Consider the following 14304-nt stretch of genomic DNA (forward strand, 5'->3'; position numbering starts at 1 on the left):
TTAACTTGCATAAGCAAGTAATGTGGGAGGACATTCCGCTAAAACCACTAAAGGAGGAAATATAAATGGCTAAAAAAGGTAAAAAGTATCTAGATGCTGCTAAAAAAGTTGACCGTAATACTTATTACGCTGTTGAAGAAGCAATCAGCTTAGCTAAAGAAACTAGCGTTGCAAACTTCGACGCTTCTGTAGAAGTAGCATTCCGTTTAGGTATCGATACTCGTAAAAATGACCAGCAAATCCGTGGTGCAGTAGTATTACCACACGGTACTGGTAAAACACAACGTGTATTAGTATTCGCGAAAGGTGACAAAGCTGCTGAAGCAGAAGCAGCTGGCGCTGATTACGTAGGCGAATCAGAATACGCTAACAAAATCCAACAAGGCTGGTTCGACTTCGATGTAGTTGTTGCTACACCGGACATGATGGGCGAAGTTGGTAAATTAGGTCGTGTATTAGGACCTAAAGGTTTAATGCCTAACCCTAAAACTGGCACAGTAACTATGGATGTTAAAAAAGCGGTTGAAGAAATTAAAGCAGGTAAAGTAGAATACCGTGCTGAAAAAGCTGGTATCGTCCACGCTTCAATCGGTAAAGTATCATTCAGTACTGAGGATTTAGTTGATAACTTCAACACTATCCAAGATGTATTAGCAAAAGCTAAACCAGCTTCAGCTAAAGGTACTTACTTCAAATCTGTTGCAGTTTCAACTACAATGGGTCCTGGTGTTAAAGTAGATACTTCAAACTTCAAACTATAATATAAATGAAATTTAAGAACTAGAGAAAATGTAAAAGTTGCAAAGTGCCAATCGTATCGATTCATATCTGAGACAGCTGAAAATATTTTCTCTAGTTTTTTTAATTACTTATTGACATATCACATTGAAACAGTTATATTGGTTAATGTGATTATTTTACCTAAGACAGTAGGAGTTAGAGATAACTTAAAACTAGATCCTACCGAGGCTAAAATTGACTTGAACGTGAACTATGAAACTTTCAAGCACTTTTTGCCGTAGGGTGAAAGTGCTTTTTTTATTGGGTAAAGCTCAAAAAAAGCACCGAACAAAATATGTATGGAGGTGTCTAAATGTCTGGAATTATTGAAGCGAAAAAACAATTAGTTGAACAAATCGCTGATCAACTTAAAAATTCTGTTTCAACAGTAATCGTAGATTACCGTGGTTTAACAGTAGAAGAAGTAACAGAATTACGTAAACAATTACGTGAAGCTGGTGTTGAGTACAAAGTTTACAAAAACACTATGTTACGTCGTGCTGCTGAACAAGCGGGAATCGAAGGTCTTGACGAATTCTTAACAGGTCCAACAGCTATTGCAACAACTACTGAAGATGTAGTTGCTCCTGCAAAAGTTATCGCTGGATTTGCTAAAGATCACGAAGCTTTAGAAATTAAAACAGGCGTAATGGAAGGTAGCGTTATCTCAGCAGAAGAAGTTAAAACTGTTGGTTCATTACCATCACACGACGGTCTTGTTTCTATGTTACTTTCTGTATTACAAGCTCCTGTACGCAACTTCGCTTATGCGGTTAAAGCAGTTGGAGAATCTAAAGAAGAAGAAGAAAGTGCTGAATAATCAGTACCAACAATTAATTATTTAAAAAATGGAGGAAATATATAATGGCTAATCAAGAACAAATCATTGAAGCAATTAAAGAAATGTCAGTATTAGAATTAAATGACTTAGTAAAAGCAATCGAAGAAGAATTTGGTGTAACTGCAGCAGCTCCAGTAGCAGCAGCAGGTGCAGCAGGCGGCGGCGACGCAGCAGCAGAAAAAACTGAATTTGACGTTGAGTTAACTTCAGCTGGTTCATCTAAAATCAAAGTTGTTAAAGCTGTTAAAGACGCAACTGGTTTAGGATTAAAAGACGCTAAAGAATTAGTAGACAACGCTCCTAAAGTAATCAAAGAAGCTTTACCTAAAGAAGAAGCTGAAAAACTTAAAGAAACATTAGAAGAAGTTGGCGCAACTGTAGAATTAAAATAATTCTATTGCCACAGCCAATAACTAAATGAAAAGAGAACGAGGCTAATAACCATTGTTAATGTGTGAAACTTAGTTTCACAGCCTGAATTCTTTGAGAAATGAAAACCCCGTTATTGAGTTAACGGGGTTTTTCTAATGAGTACAACTCATTATAGAACGAAAGGTATTTATAGCAAATGACTGATGAAATGTGTATCCTTAAAGTAAAGGGTAAACTTGTCTTTGTTGAAATGGAAGAGTATACTCGAACAGCTTCTAATGTAAAGTAATGAGGTGTAAGCATGAGTCATTATTATGACAAAGATCCTAAAGTTGAAAGTCATAAAGAGACATTTAAATACCATTATCATCAAAACGAATTGAATCTAGTGACTGATGCCGGTGTATTTTCTAAAGGGAAAATAGATTTCGGCTCAGACTTATTAGTGCGTACGTTTTTAAAAGAGCATCCGCCAGGGCCTAAGAAGACAATTGTTGATGTCGGATGTGGATATGGACCGATTGGTTTGATGATTGCGAAAGTATCTCCGCATCACCACGTTATTATGTTGGATGTGAACCATCGTGCACTAGATTTAGCAAAAGAAAATAGTGAGAAAAACCATATTGAAAATGTCACTGTAAAAGAGAGTGATGGTTTAGCTGAAGTTCCGGATAATTCTTGTGACATGATCGTGACGAATCCGCCAATCAGGGCTGGAAAGTCAGTGGTTCATGGCATTTTAGAAGATGCACATGAGAAGTTGAGAGCAGAAGGTGAATTATACGTTGTAATTCAGAAAAAGCAAGGTAGGCCTTCGGCGAAAAAGAAAATGGAAGCTGTTTTTGGAAATGTAGAAACCTTAACCAAAGAGAAAGGGTATTACATTTTGAAAAGCAAGCGTTAACCATTGACAACCATATTTATTTCTGATATAGTTATAGAATGTAAAAATTTATGTTCAAGAAGTGTGTACTTTTACGTATAAAATAACAAAGTAAATCTTTAATAACGCAGAATAGAAAATGGTGTCATCGGGTGTGCTGCCGTTTTCTTTTTGTCTTGTTAACGTATTGTTTATTTTAATATGTAAGAGACATTCGAACAATTTTTGAGGGGTGAATCTGTTTGGCAGGTAAATTTGTCCAATATGGAAGACATCGTAAACGTAGAAATTACGCGAGAATTTCTGAGGTTTTAGAATTACCAAACCTTATTGAAATTCAAACTAAATCTTATGAATGGTTCTTAAAAGAAGGCTTATTAGAAATGTTCCGTGACATTTCTCCAATCGAAGACTTCACAGGCAACCTTTCTTTAGAATTTGTAGATTATAGATTGGGTGAACCGAAATACGATTTAGAGGAATCTAAGAACCGCGACGCAACTTATGCTGCACCTCTTCGTGTCAAAGTGCGTCTTATTAACAAAGAAACAGGAGAAGTGAAAGACCAAGAAGTCTTCATGGGTGATTTCCCATTAATGACTGATACAGGTACTTTCGTGATCAATGGTGCTGAACGTGTTATTGTATCACAATTAGTTCGTTCTCCATCCGTATACTTCAATGAAAAAATCGATAAAAATGGTCGTGAAAACTATGATGCGACAGTAATTCCTAACCGTGGTGCTTGGTTAGAATTCGAAACTGATGCGAAAGACATCGTTTACGTTCGTATCGATAGAACAAGAAAATTACCATTAACTGTATTATTACGTGCTTTAGGTTATTCAACTGATCAATCAATTATTGATTTATTAGGTGACAACGAATACCTACGTAACACTTTAGAAAAAGATGGCACTGAAAATACAGATCAAGCACTATTAGAAATTTATGAACGTTTACGCCCTGGCGAACCACCTACAGTAGAAAACGCGAAAAGCTTGCTTTACTCTCGTTTCTTCGAACCGAAACGTTATGACCTAGCAAGTGTTGGTCGCTATAAAATGAATAAAAAGCTTCATTTGAAACATCGTTTATTCAACCAAAAATTGGCTGAACCGATCGTTAATACTGAAACAGGTGAAATTGTTGCTGAAGAAGGCACAGTTTTAGACCGTCGTAAACTAGACGATATTATGGATGTTTTAGAATCTAACGCAAACATCGAAGTTGATGAGTTAGATGACAGCATCGTAAATGAACCTGTTGAAACACAATCAATTAAAATTTATGTACCGAATGATGAAGAAGGCCGCACAACAACAGTAATCGGTAATGCATTCCCTGATTCAGAAGTGAAATGTATTACACCAGCTGACATTGTTGCGTCTATGTCTTACTTCTTCAACTTATTGTATGGTGTAGGTCAAACAGATGATATTGACCACTTAGGTAACCGTCGTTTACGTTCAGTAGGCGAATTACTTCAAAACCAATTCAGAATCGGTTTATCAAGAATGGAACGTGTCGTTCGTGAAAGAATGTCTATTCAAGATACAGATTCTATTACACCACAACAATTAATCAACATTCGTCCAGTGATTGCATCTATCAAAGAATTCTTTGGTAGCTCTCAATTATCACAATTCATGGACCAAGCGAACCCATTAGCAGAGTTGACACATAAACGTCGTCTATCTGCCCTTGGACCTGGTGGTTTAACACGTGAACGTGCACAAATGGAAGTACGTGACGTGCATTACTCTCACTATGGCCGTATGTGTCCAATCGAGACACCAGAGGGTCCGAACATCGGTTTAATCAACTCATTATCAAGTTATGCGCGTGTCAATGAATTTGGTTTCATTGAAACACCATATCGTAAAGTTGACCATGAGAAAAATGCGGTAACAGATCAAATCGATTACCTTACTGCAGACGAAGAAGACAGCTATGTGGTTGCACAAGCGAACTCACGTTTAGATGACGAAGGTCATTTCTTAGACGAAGAAATCGTTTGTCGTTTCCGTGGTAACAACACAACTATGGATAGAGAGAAAATGGACTACATGGACGTTTCTCCTAAACAAGTTGTATCTGCAGCGACAGCATGTATCCCATTCTTAGAGAATGATGACTCTAACCGTGCGTTAATGGGTGCGAACATGCAACGTCAAGCAGTACCATTGATGAACCCTGAATCTCCATTCGTAGGTACAGGTATGGAACATGTGGCTGCACGTGACTCAGGTGCTGCTGTTATCAACAAGCATTTTGGTCGTGTAGAACATGTAGAATCTAACGAAATTAAAGTACGTCGTATTATTGAAGAAGATGGTCAAGAATACGAAGGCGAAGTAGATACGTATAGATTAGCTAAATTCAAACGTTCTAACTCAGGTACTTGTTACAACCAACGCCCAATCGTTAAAGTCGGCGACGTTGTATCTCAAGGTGAAATCTTAGCTGACGGTCCTTCAATGGAACTTGGTGAGATGGCACTTGGACGTAACGTAGTAGTCGGATTCATGACTTGGGACGGTTATAACTACGAGGATGCTGTTATCATGAGTGAACGTCTTGTTAAAGATGACGTTTATACTTCTATTCATATTGAAGAATATGAATCTGAAGCACGTGATACAAAACTTGGACCTGAAGAAATTACACGTGACATCCCTAACGTTGCTGAAAGCGCACTTAAAAACTTAGATGAACGTGGTATCGTTTATGTAGGTGCAGAAGTGAAAGATGGTGACATCTTAGTTGGTAAAGTTACACCTAAAGGTGTTACTGAATTAACTGCTGAGGAACGTTTATTACACGCAATCTTCGGTGAAAAAGCACGTGAAGTTCGTGATACGTCATTACGTGTACCACATGGTGCAGGCGGTATCGTATTAGATGTCAAAGTCTTCAATCGTGAAGATGGCGATGATTCATTATCTCCAGGTGTAAACCAATTAGTACGTGTTTACATCGTTCAAAAACGTAAAATCCACGTTGGGGATAAAATGTGCGGTCGTCACGGTAACAAAGGGGTTATCTCTAAGATTGTTCCTGAAGAAGATATGCCTTATTTACCAGACGGCACACCAATCGATATCATGTTAAACCCACTAGGTGTACCATCACGTATGAACATCGGACAAGTACTTGAATTACACTTAGGTATGGCGGCTAAAAACTTAGGTATCCATGTAGCTTCACCAGTATTCGATGGTGCCAACGATGATGATGTATGGTCTACTATCGAAGAAGCAGGTATGGCAAGAGATGGTAAAACTGTATTATATGATGGACGTACAGGTGAACCATTCGATAACCGTATCTCTGTCGGTGTAATGTACATGTTGAAACTTGCACACATGGTTGACGACAAATTACATGCGCGTTCAACTGGACCATACTCACTTGTTACACAACAACCACTTGGTGGTAAAGCACAATTCGGTGGACAACGTTTCGGTGAGATGGAGGTATGGGCACTTGAAGCTTATGGTGCTGCATACACATTGCAAGAAATCCTAACTTATAAATCTGATGACACTGTAGGTCGTGTAAAAACTTATGAAGCGATCGTTAAAGGTGAAAACATCTCTAGACCAAGTGTTCCTGAATCATTCCGCGTATTGATGAAAGAATTACAAAGTTTAGGTCTTGATGTTAAAGTCATGGATGAAAATGATAAAGAAATTGAAATGTCAGATATGGATGAAGATGATGTGCACGATCATAAAGTAAACATCCAACAATCTTCAATTCCTGAATCACAAAAAGAAACAACTGACTAATTCATTTCGGTGTTCAATAAGCAAATAGCGTAATGTTAAAAATTCAAATATTGTAAGGCTGCATTAGGCAATGTACTGCATTGCCTTTATGCACCTTTAATATTTTTCAATTTATTGATCATTTATCAATCAAATAGCACAGCTAATCTAAATTGAAGGAGGTAGGCTCCTTGATTGATGTAAATAATTTCCATTATATGAAAATCGGCCTTGCTTCACCTGAAAAGATTCGTTCATGGTCATATGGTGAGGTTAAGAAACCCGAAACAATCAACTATCGTACTTTAAAACCTGAAAAAGATGGTTTATTCTGTGAAAGAATTTTCGGACCTACAAAAGACTGGGAATGTAGTTGCGGTAAGTACAAACGTGTGCGTTATAAAGGTATGGTTTGTGACCGTTGCGGCGTTGAAGTAACGAAATCAAAAGTACGTCGTGAAAGAATGGGCCACATTGAACTTGCGGCACCAGTTTCACACATTTGGTACTTCAAAGGTATCCCAAGTCGTATGGGTCTATTATTAGATATGTCTCCAAGATCACTTGAAGAAGTTATCTACTTCGCATCATATGTTGTGGTTGATCCAGGCCCAACAGGTCTTGAGAAAAAATCATTACTTTCTGAAGCAGAATTCAGAGACTATTATGATAAATTCCCAGGTCAATTCGTAGCAAAAATGGGTGCTGAAGGTATTAAAGATTTATTATCTGAAATTGACTTAGATGAAGAGTTGAAAGACTTACGTACTGAATTAGAATCAGCAACTGGACAAAGATTGACTCGTGCAATCAAACGTTTAGAAGTTGTTGAATCATTCAGAAACTCTGGTAACGAACCTTCATGGATGATTTTGGATGTACTTCCAATTATCCCACCAGAAATCCGTCCAATGGTTCAATTAGACGGTGGACGTTTTGCGACAAGTGACTTGAACGACTTATACCGTCGTGTTATCAACCGTAATAACCGTTTGAAACGTTTATTAGATTTAGGTGCGCCTGGTATCATCGTTCAAAACGAAAAACGTATGTTGCAAGAAGCAGTAGATGCGTTAATCGATAACGGTCGTCGTGGTCGTCCAGTAACTGGTCCGGGTAACCGTCCTTTAAAATCACTTTCACATATGTTGAAAGGTAAACAAGGTCGTTTCCGTCAAAACTTATTAGGTAAACGTGTTGACTACTCTGGTCGTTCTGTTATCGCAGTAGGTCCAGGCCTTAAAATGTATCAATGTGGTCTGCCTAAAGAAATGGCGTTAGAATTATTCAAACCTTTCGTAATGAAAGAATTAGTTCAACGCGAAATCGCTACAAACATCAAAAATGCGAAAAGCAAAATTGAACGTATGGAAGATGAAGTATGGGATGTTTTAGAAGACGTTATCAAAGAACACCCAGTACTCCTTAACCGTGCACCAACGTTGCACAGACTAGGTATCCAAGCGTTCGAACCAACATTAGTTGAAGGTCGTGCGATTCGTTTACACCCATTGGTAACAACAGCTTATAACGCTGACTTCGATGGTGACCAAATGGCCGTACACGTACCTTTATCTAAAGAAGCACAAGCAGAAGCACGTATGTTAATGCTTGCAGCTCAAAACATCTTGAACCCTAAAGATGGTAAACCAGTTGTTACACCATCACAAGATATGGTACTTGGTAACTATTACCTTACTTTAGAACGTAAAGATGCAGTGAATACAGGTGCAATCTTTAACGATGCAAACGAAGTGTTGAAAGCATACCAAAATGGTTATGTTCACTTGCATACACGTATTGGTGTACACGCAGGTTCATTCAACAACCCTACATTCACTGAAGAACAAAATCGTAAGATCTTAACTACAACTGTAGGTAAAGTAATCTTTAACGAAATTATTCCGGATTCATTTGCTTATATTAATGAACCGTCTCAAACAAACTTAGAAGACAAAACACCTGATAAATACTTCGTCAGCGCAACTGAGTTAGGCGAAGGCGGCTTAAAAGCATACTTTGAAGAACAAGAACTTGTTGATCCATTCAACAAAAAATTCTTAGGAAATATCATTGCAGAAGTGTTCAATCGCTTCAGCATTACTGATACATCAATGATGCTTGACCGTATGAAAGACTTAGGTTTCAAATACTCTTCTAAAGCAGGTATCACTGTTGGTGTATCTGACATCGTGGTATTACCTGATAAACAAGAAATCTTAGATGAACACGAAAAATTAGTTGAACGTGTTCAAAAACAATATAACCGTGGTTTAATCACTGAAGAAGAACGTTACAATGCTGTCGTTGAAATCTGGACAGATGCTAAGGATGAAATTCAAGGTAAATTGATGAAATCCCTAGAAAAAACGAACCCAATCTTCATGATGAGTGACTCTGGTGCCCGTGGTAACGCATCTAACTTTACTCAGTTAGCTGGTATGCGTGGTCTGATGGCCGCACCATCTGGTAAAATCATCGAGTTACCAATCACTTCTTCATTCCGTGAAGGTTTAACAGTATTAGAGTACTTCATCTCTACTCACGGTGCGCGTAAAGGTCTTGCCGATACAGCACTTAAAACTGCCGATTCAGGTTACCTTACTCGTCGTCTTGTTGACGTTGCACAAGATGTTATCGTTCGTGAAGAAGATTGCGGAACTGACCGTGGTCTACTTGTATCTGACATCAAAGAAGGTACAGAAATGATCGAACCATTCATCGAACGTATTGAAGGCCGTTACTCTAAAGAAACGGTACGTCATCCAGAAACTGATGAAGTTCTTGTGAAACCAGATCAATTGATTACACCAGAAATCGCAAAACGCATTACTGATGCAGGCATTAACCAAATGTACATCCGTTCAGCATTTACATGTAATACACGTCATGGTGTATGTGAAAAATGTTACGGTAAAAACCTTGCGACTGGTGAAAAAGTTGAAGTTGGTGAAGCGGTTGGTACAATCGCAGCGCAATCTATCGGTGAACCAGGTACACAGCTTACAATGCGTACCTTCCATACAGGTGGGGTAGCCGGAAGCGATATCACTCAAGGTCTTCCACGTATCCAAGAGATCTTCGAAGCACGTAACCCTAAAGGTCAAGCTGTTATTACTGACATTGAAGGTACTGTCGAAGACATCAAACTTGCGAAAGACCGTCAACAAGAAATCGTGATTAAAGGTGCTAACGAAACAAGATCATATCTTGCTTCAGGTACTTCACGTCTTAAAGTTGAAAAAGGCCAAAGCGTTGAACGCGGTGAAGTTTTAACTGAAGGTTCTATCGAGCCTAAGCACTACTTATCAGTAGCAGGCTTAAATGCGACTGAAAGCTACTTGCTTAAAGAAGTTCAAAAAGTTTACCGTATGCAAGGTGTAGAAATCGACGATAAACACGTTGAGGTTATGGTTCGTCAAATGTTACGTAAAGTACGTATCATTGAAGCTGGTGATACAAAACTATTACCAGGTTCATTAGTAGACATCCACAACTTCACAGATGCAAACAGAGAAGCATTCAAAGACCGCAAACGTCCAGCAACTGCAAAACCAGTATTGCTTGGTATTACAAAAGCGTCTCTTGAAACAGAAAGCTTCTTATCAGCAGCATCATTCCAAGAAACAACTCGTGTCCTTACAGATGCAGCAATCAAAGGTAAACGCGATGACTTACTTGGACTTAAAGAGAACGTTATTATCGGTAAATTGATTCCTGCAGGTACAGGTATGAGACGTTATAGCGAAGCTAAATACGAAAAACATATCGACCCTCAAGTGAAAGAAGCAGTTGAGGAACTTGCAGCGGATACAAATACACCGCAACAATAAACTTCAAATTATAAATCAGCCAATACCACTTTCTGAAAAGAAAGCCGGTATTGGCTTTTCTATGCTTTGAAATACAGAGACAATTCTGGATATCTGTTGAAATTTTCACCGAATTTGTTATCATTAAAAAAGTCAGCATTATATTGAATAATTGTGTTGACGCAACCTATGGAAAGTGTTACTATTATAAAGGTTGATGCAAGCAGAACTTTGGAGGATAATCAATGTCTAATGAAAAAGTTGCACGCTTAAACAAACACCATAAGGTTGTTGGTTTGAAAGAGACGCTCAAAGCACTCAAGAAGAACCAAGTTACATCATTGATTATTGCTCAAGACGTTGAAGTTTATTTGCTGTCAGACGTGTTAAGTAAGATCAATCATAGCGATATTCCTGTTTCATTTTTCGAAAGCAAGAAAGCTTTAGGAGAATATGCAGGTATCAACGTAGATGCAGCAGTCGTTGCTCTATTGAAATGAGAATTAGTAAGTAATTGCGCTTACTAAATTTTATTTAACCTAAAAATGAACCACCTGGATGTGTGGGATTATAAAACAGGAGAGGAGGACATCTTAAATGCCTACTATTAACCAATTAGTACGTAAACCAAGAAAAAGCAAAGCTAAGAAATCAGATTCACCAGCTTTGAACAAAGGTTTTAACAGTATGAGAAAACAATTTACTGACTTGAACTCACCACAAAAACGTGGCGTATGTACTCGTGTTGGTACAATGACACCTAAAAAACCTAACTCAGCGTTACGTAAATATGCTCGTGTTCGTTTATCAAACAACATCGAAGTAAACGCATATATCCCTGGTATCGGCCATAACTTACAAGAACACAGTGTTGTACTTGTACGTGGAGGTCGTGTAAAAGACTTACCTGGTGTGCGTTACCATATCGTTCGTGGTGCACTTGATACTTCAGGTGTAGAAGGTCGTATGCAAAGCCGTTCATTATACGGTACAAAACGTCCTAAAAAATAAGTTTAAGATTACGTAAATTTTCGAGATAAATTTTGAGATTATACTATAATATGAAGGGAGGACTCTGATTATGCCTCGTAAAGGATCAGTACCAAAAAGAGACGTCTTACCAGATCCAATTCACAACTCTAAGTTAGTGACTAAATTGATTAACAAAATCATGTTAGATGGTAAGCGCGGAACAGCTCAAAGAATTCTTTATTCAGCATTTGACCTTGTACAAGAACGCAGTGGTCGCGATGCAATGGAAGTTTTCGATGAAGCAATTAACAATATCATGCCAGTATTAGAAGTTAAAGCACGCCGTGTAGGTGGCTCTAACTATCAAGTACCTGTAGAAGTACGTCCAGAGCGTCGTACGACTTTAGGTTTACGTTGGTTAGTTAACTATTCACGTCTTCGTGGTGAAAAAACTATGGAAGAACGTTTAGCTAACGAAATCTTAGATGCAGCTAACAACACAGGTGGCGCAGTTAAGAAACGTGAAGATGTACACAAAATGGCTGAAGCGAACAAAGCATTCGCTCATTACCGCTGGTAAGATTCAAGGTTTAACCCTGAGCGTGTTCAAATGGTATATTCCAAGGCATGCTTAGGGCATCGCCATATTCAAAGTATTTACTCAAGTAATTACTGGAAGGAGAAAAAATACAATGGCTAGAGACTTTTCTTTGGAAAAAACTCGTAACATTGGTATCATGGCTCACATTGACGCTGGTAAAACAACTACAACTGAACGTATCTTGTTTTACACAGGCCGTATCCACAAAATTGGTGAAACTCACGATGGTGGGGCACAAATGGACTGGATGGAACAAGAACAAGACCGTGGTATCACAATCACATCAGCAGCAACAACTGCACAATGGCATGATTACCGTGTCAACATTATCGATACACCAGGACACGTAGACTTCACAGTTGAGGTTGAACGTTCATTACGTGTACTTGACGGTGCGGTTACAGTACTTGATGCTCAATCAGGTGTTGAACCACAAACTGAAACAGTTTGGCGTCAAGCTACAACTTATGGAGTTCCTCGTATCGTATTCGTAAACAAAATGGACAAAATCGGTGCGAACTTCGAATACGCAGTAAGCACATTGCATGATCGTTTGGATGCAAACGCTCAAGCTGTTCAATTACCTATCGGTGCTGAAGACGAATTCGAAGCAATCATTGACTTAGTTACAATGAAATGTTTCCAATACAATGGTGACTTCGGTGAAGAAGTAGTAGAAATCGAAATTCCAGAAGACTACAAAGCGAAAGCAGCTGAAGCTCGTGAAACATTAATCGAATCAGTTGCAGAAGTTAACGAAGACTTAATGGAAAAATATCTTGAAGGTGAAGAAATTTCAATTGACGAATTGAAAGCAGCAATCCGTCAAGCTACTTTAGATATCGAATTCTACCCAGTACTTTGCGGTACTGCATTCAAAAACAAAGGTGTTCAATTAATGCTTGACGCTGTAATTGACTACCTACCATCACCATTAGATGTTAAACCAATCATTGGTCACCGTGCTAGCAATCCTGATGAAGAAATCATTGCTAGAGCAGATGATGATGCAGAATTCGCTGCATTAGCATTCAAAGTTATGACTGACCCTTATGTTGGTAAATTAACATTCTTCCGTGTGTACTCAGGTACTATGAACTCTGGTTCATACGTGAAAAACTCTACTAAAGACAAACGTGAACGTGTAGGTCGTTTACTACAAATGCACGCGAACACTCGTAAAGAAATCGGAACAGTTTACTCAGGCGATATCGCAGCTGCGGTAGGTCTTAAAGAAACTGGTACTGGTGATACTTTATGTGGTGAGAAAAATGACATTATCTTGGAATCAATGGAATTCCCAGAACCTGTTATTCACTTGTCTGTAGAACCAAAATCTAAAGCTGACCAAGATAAAATGACTCAAGCTTTAGTTAAATTACAAGAAGAAGACCCAACATTCCATGCACACACTGATGAAGAAACTGGACAAGTTATCATCGGCGGTATGGGTGAGCTTCACTTAGACATTCTTGTAGACCGTATGAAAAAAGAATTTAACGTTGAAGCTAACGTTGGTGCGCCAATGGTTTCATACCGTGAAACATTCAAAACACCAGCTAAAGTTCAAGGTAAATTCTCTCGTCAATCTGGTGGTCGTGGTCAATACGGTGATGTTCACATTGAATTCACACCAAACGAAGTTGGCGCAGGATTCGAATTCGAAAACGCTATCGTTGGTGGTGTAGTTCCACGTGAATACATTCCATCAGTTGAAGCTGGTCTTAAAGATGCTATGGAAAACGGTGTATTAGCTGGTTATCCATTAATCGACGTTAAAGCTAAACTTTATGATGGTTCATACCATGATGTCGATTCATCTGAAATGGCCTTCAAAATCGCTGCTTCATTAGCACTTAAAGAAGCTGCTAAAGTTGCAGATCCAGTAATCTTAGAACCAATGATGAAAGTTGAAATCTTAATGCCTGAAGAATACATGGGTGACATCATGGGTGACGTAACAGCTCGTCGTGGACGTGTTGATGGTATGGAACCTCGTGGTAACGCTCAAATGGTTCGTGCATTCGTACCACTTTCAGAAATGTTCGGTTACGCAACTTCATTACGTTCTAACACTCAAGGTCGCGGTACTTACACTATGTACTTCGATCACTATGAAGAAGTACCTAAATCAATTTCTGAAGAAATCATCAAGAAAAATAAAGGTGAATAATTAATTCCCTTTAGAAACTTGCACAAGAACTGACTTGGCAGGTCTCATGAATTGATTTTTTGAGGAAAATGCTTTATAAAGGAATTAGTCCTTT

General features: G+C 38.5%; 10 protein-coding genes and 1 other annotated feature. All 10 genes read left to right on the forward strand.

Annotated elements, in window-relative coordinates; translation table 11 throughout:
• Positions 1-65 precede the first annotated feature (65 nt).
• The 10 genes from rplA (at position 66) to fusA (ending at position 14210) form a co-directional block, all read left to right on the forward strand.
• The gene (gene rplA / locus BU038_RS02605; protein WP_002481327.1) at positions 66-761 is read left to right on the forward strand and encodes a 50S ribosomal protein L1; all 696 of its coding nucleotides are present in this window, start codon (positions 66-68) and stop codon (positions 759-761) included.
• A gap of 141 nt (positions 762-902) precedes the next feature.
• Positions 903-1048: a sequence feature (ribosomal protein L10 leader region), on the forward strand.
• A gap of 45 nt (positions 1049-1093) precedes the next feature.
• On the forward strand, positions 1094-1600 hold the full coding sequence (gene rplJ, locus BU038_RS02615) for a 50S ribosomal protein L10 (protein ID WP_107604675.1): 507 nt from the start codon (positions 1094-1096) through the stop codon (positions 1598-1600).
• A gap of 44 nt (positions 1601-1644) precedes the next feature.
• A complete protein-coding gene (rplL, locus tag BU038_RS02620; RefSeq protein ID WP_002481329.1) occupies positions 1645-2013 on the forward strand; it encodes a 50S ribosomal protein L7/L12 in 369 nt (122 codons plus the stop codon).
• A 281-nt stretch (positions 2014-2294) separates the two neighbouring features.
• Positions 2295-2900 (forward strand): class I SAM-dependent methyltransferase, encoded by a 606-nt coding sequence (locus BU038_RS02625; RefSeq protein ID WP_107604676.1) that lies wholly within the window; start codon positions 2295-2297, stop codon positions 2898-2900.
• 221 nt (positions 2901-3121) lie between these two features.
• Complete coding sequence (gene rpoB / locus BU038_RS02630; protein ID WP_107604677.1) at positions 3122-6673, forward strand: DNA-directed RNA polymerase subunit beta; 3552 nt, start codon at positions 3122-3124, stop codon at positions 6671-6673.
• Between the two features lie 197 nt (positions 6674-6870).
• Positions 6871-10485, forward strand: coding sequence for a DNA-directed RNA polymerase subunit beta' (gene rpoC, locus BU038_RS02635; RefSeq protein ID WP_241963139.1), 3615 nt, complete (start codon positions 6871-6873; stop codon positions 10483-10485).
• Between the two features lie 224 nt (positions 10486-10709).
• Entirely contained in the window at positions 10710-10964 is a 255-nt protein-coding gene (locus BU038_RS02640; protein ID WP_002481333.1) for a ribosomal L7Ae/L30e/S12e/Gadd45 family protein, read from the forward strand.
• Between the two features lie 97 nt (positions 10965-11061).
• A complete protein-coding gene (gene rpsL, locus BU038_RS02645; RefSeq protein WP_002481334.1) occupies positions 11062-11475 on the forward strand; it encodes a 30S ribosomal protein S12 in 414 nt (137 codons plus the stop codon).
• Positions 11476-11545: 70 nt separating this feature from the next.
• The gene (rpsG, locus tag BU038_RS02650) at positions 11546-12016 is read left to right on the forward strand and encodes a 30S ribosomal protein S7 (protein ID WP_002481335.1); all 471 of its coding nucleotides are present in this window, start codon (positions 11546-11548) and stop codon (positions 12014-12016) included.
• Positions 12017-12128: 112 nt separating this feature from the next.
• The gene (gene fusA / locus BU038_RS02655; protein ID WP_107604679.1) at positions 12129-14210 is read left to right on the forward strand and encodes an elongation factor G; all 2082 of its coding nucleotides are present in this window, start codon (positions 12129-12131) and stop codon (positions 14208-14210) included.
• The last annotated feature ends 94 nt before the right edge of the window (positions 14211-14304 follow it).

This window comes from Staphylococcus simulans, assembly GCF_003043455.1.
In the GTDB taxonomy this organism is placed as follows: Bacteria; Bacillota; Bacilli; order Staphylococcales; family Staphylococcaceae; genus Staphylococcus; species Staphylococcus simulans_A.

Excerpts from the sequence above, each read along its gene's own strand:
- rplJ (WP_107604675.1), top strand. The coding sequence starts at position 1,094 with ATGTCTGGAATTATTGAAGCGAAAAAACAATTAGTTGAACAAATCGCT.
- rpoC (WP_241963139.1), top strand. The coding sequence starts at position 6,871 with ATGAAAATCGGCCTTGCTTCACCTGAAAAGATTCGTTCATGGTCATAT.
- rpsL (WP_002481334.1), top strand. The coding sequence starts at position 11,062 with ATGCCTACTATTAACCAATTAGTACGTAAACCAAGAAAAAGCAAAGCT.
- BU038_RS02640 (WP_002481333.1), top strand. The coding sequence starts at position 10,710 with ATGTCTAATGAAAAAGTTGCACGCTTAAACAAACACCATAAGGTTGTT.
- rplL (WP_002481329.1), top strand. The coding sequence starts at position 1,645 with ATGGCTAATCAAGAACAAATCATTGAAGCAATTAAAGAAATGTCAGTA.
- rpsG (WP_002481335.1), top strand. The coding sequence starts at position 11,546 with ATGCCTCGTAAAGGATCAGTACCAAAAAGAGACGTCTTACCAGATCCA.
- fusA (WP_107604679.1), top strand. The coding sequence starts at position 12,129 with ATGGCTAGAGACTTTTCTTTGGAAAAAACTCGTAACATTGGTATCATG.
- rplA (WP_002481327.1), top strand. The coding sequence starts at position 66 with ATGGCTAAAAAAGGTAAAAAGTATCTAGATGCTGCTAAAAAAGTTGAC.
- BU038_RS02625 (WP_107604676.1), top strand. The coding sequence starts at position 2,295 with ATGAGTCATTATTATGACAAAGATCCTAAAGTTGAAAGTCATAAAGAG.